This is a genomic window from Niveispirillum fermenti (genome assembly GCF_048066175.1).
Classification (GTDB): Bacteria; Pseudomonadota; Alphaproteobacteria; order Azospirillales; family Azospirillaceae; genus Niveispirillum; species Niveispirillum fermenti.
Window position 1 is genome coordinate 1 of record NZ_JBLTXA010000081.1, and the last position, 2,501, is coordinate 2,501.

Annotated in this window: 2 protein-coding genes; one reads left to right on the top strand and one right to left on the bottom strand. The window is 60.6% G+C overall.

Going from position 1 to position 2,501, the window contains the following annotated elements; genetic code table 11:
• Positions 1–603 (top strand): nucleotidyl transferase AbiEii/AbiGii toxin family protein (locus tag ACM9LZ_RS25675; RefSeq protein WP_416622346.1); only part of this gene is annotated, 603 nt, incomplete at its 5' end.
• A 74-nt stretch (positions 604–677) separates the two neighbouring features.
• On the opposite strand, the gene ACM9LZ_RS25680 is transcribed toward ACM9LZ_RS25675, so the two are convergent.
• Positions 678–2,021, bottom strand: a complete 1,344-nt coding sequence (locus ACM9LZ_RS25680; RefSeq protein ID WP_416622347.1) for a tyrosine-type recombinase/integrase — start codon at positions 2,019–2,021, stop codon at positions 678–680.
• Positions 2,022–2,501: the final 480 nt, after the last annotated feature.

Here is a 2,501-nt window from a genome sequence, read left to right on the forward strand (position 1 = left end):
GATGCCCAGATCAAGGTCGAGGTGACGCCCGTCCTGCGTGGCTGCGTCTTCGCACCGGAGCTGCGCTCTGTGTCGGCTGCGGTGGAGGAGGCGTTCGGCTTTGCCGAAATGCAGGTCGTCTCGTTTGCCGATCTTTATGCCGGAAAGATCGTGGCGGCACTCGACCGGCAACATCCGCGGGATCTGTTCGACATCAGGGACCTGCTGGCCAACGAGGGCATCAATGACGAACTGCGCCGCGCCTTCATCGTCTATCTGGTCAGCCATGACCGCTTGATATTTGAACTGGTGGCACCCCGTCGCAAAGACCTGACGCAGGAGTTCGCGCAGGGTTTCAAGGGCATGACGACGGAGCCCGTCGTTCTTGAGGACCTGGCGGCGGCGCGGGAAGCGTTGATTGCCACGATAATCGGCGGGATGCCGGCCGCGCATCGAGACTTCCTGTTGCGGTTCAAGCGCGGTGAGCCGGACTGGCGTCTCGTCGGACTTCCCGAAGCGGCGAACCTGCCAGCCGTGCGGTGGAAACAGCTGAACCTGGACAAACTTGCCAAGACTGTCCGGGCACGTCTTGTCGATCAACTGGGTGCAGCACTGTCATCCTGACCATGATATGCCGTAGCGCCTGCCGGAGATGCAGAAGCAGCTATGAAGGACGAAAGGGGAGGGGCGCCCTGCCTCTACGGGGCCGATTTCGCGCTCGCCCAGGATCCCAAGGGCTGGACCGTATATTTGTGATTGCGCTGCCGTTTTGTGCTGATCGTCGCCTGCTTGGCGATAAAGTCCGAGACCTTCTCCATGGCATTCTTGACGGGGTCGGCCGCCAGATGGGCATAGCGGGCTGTGGTCTGCACCTGGGTATGTCCGAGCAGCTTGCCGATCATCGGCAGCCCTTCGCCCAGGAACAGGGCGCCGCTGGCGAACGAGTGCCGCAGGTCATGGATGCGGACATCATCCAGCCCGGCCTTCTTGCGAATGCGGCGCCAGGGCGGCTGCAGATCGGTCAGCCGGGCACCTTCCTTCGTGCCGGTGACGACCCAGGGATTGTCCTTCAGCCGGGGGATCGACCGCAGGACGGCGGCCACGGCTTCTCCGAAATGGACGACCTTGGCGCCTGTCTTGGAATCCGGCAGCCGCAACACCCGCGCCTGGCAATCCACATAGGACCATTTCAAGGTCATGATCTCGCCCAGACGGCAGCCTGTCAGCATCAGCAACCGGACGGCGGCGACCACGGCCGGAGGTTCCGAGCCGTCCGCCTCAACCTCGGCCAATGTCCGGCCCAGGGAGGCGTACTCGTCGGCACCCAGGAACCGTTCGCGCTTCTCTTCACGATACTTCTTCACATGCAGGCACGGATTGCTGCCGTCCGGCCGCAATCCCCAGACCTCGGCAAGATTGAACATCTTCGACAACACCCCCAGGGTCCGGTTGGCCTGGTAGGGAATATGCTGCAGGGATTGGTGCAGTTCGGCGATGTCCCGGCGCTCGATATCCAGGACCTTGCGGGTACCGATCTCGGGATTGATGAACAGCTCGACGGAGCGCCTGTATTCATACTGGGTGGAGGGCTTGCAGCGGACGGCGACATGTTCCTTGAGGAAACGCTCGCCGAGCCCTTTGACCGTAGGCGATTTGCGAGCCACGTCCAACTCCTTGACAGGGTCGTTGCCAGCTTTCGCCTGTGAGATGATTTCGTGTGCCTTGATCCGGGCCTTCTCGGCGGTGATGGGGCCATGCGTGCCGATCGTTACTTTCCGTAGTCGGCCTTTGACCCGCGTCATGGCCACATAGACCTTGCGGCCCGATGGCCAGACCCGCACGCCGAAGCCGCGAAGCTCATCATCCCAATGGATGGTTTCGACGGCTTCCGGCTCCAACTGTTCGACCACGCGCTTTGTCAGTTTCGCCACCATCAGCCTCCGTGCCTGCCAAAAACTGTGGTCATGCCACCGGTCCGCAGGTAACATATAGGTAACAGGAGAGAGTGAAATCAGGGTAACTGAAGCGTACTTGAGAGGCAATGGATCATTGTGATTAGTATTTATAAACAATATATTATGGGGAGTGGGCTTGTTTGGTCGTATTTGATCGCACGAGTACTTTTCAAACTCATAACCTGAAGGCCGCAGGTTCAAATCCTGCCCCCGCATCCAATGATGTTACAATACCTGTCCAGTCAAGCCTGGGCGGGTTGTGGTAGGCTCGCTGCAAGCTTGCCACGAACTTTTCATGCACGTCCTCGCCATGGTGGTCGGCGAGGACGTGCGGGAGAAATTCGCCTGTCGGTCCTGCGAGGCGGTAAGCTAAGGCACCGGCCGCCTCCCAACCGATCCAAGGCAGCCACTGGTTGATTATGGGTGTATGTGCGGGATGACTGGCCGTTCGGCAGCAGCGATTCGTCCGCCGCCCTGTACCACTATGCCCACACCCGCGCCGGTGAGCATCTGCATCGGCACCTGGCCGACCGCGCCATTCCGGAACGCGCCAATATCCGGTATGAG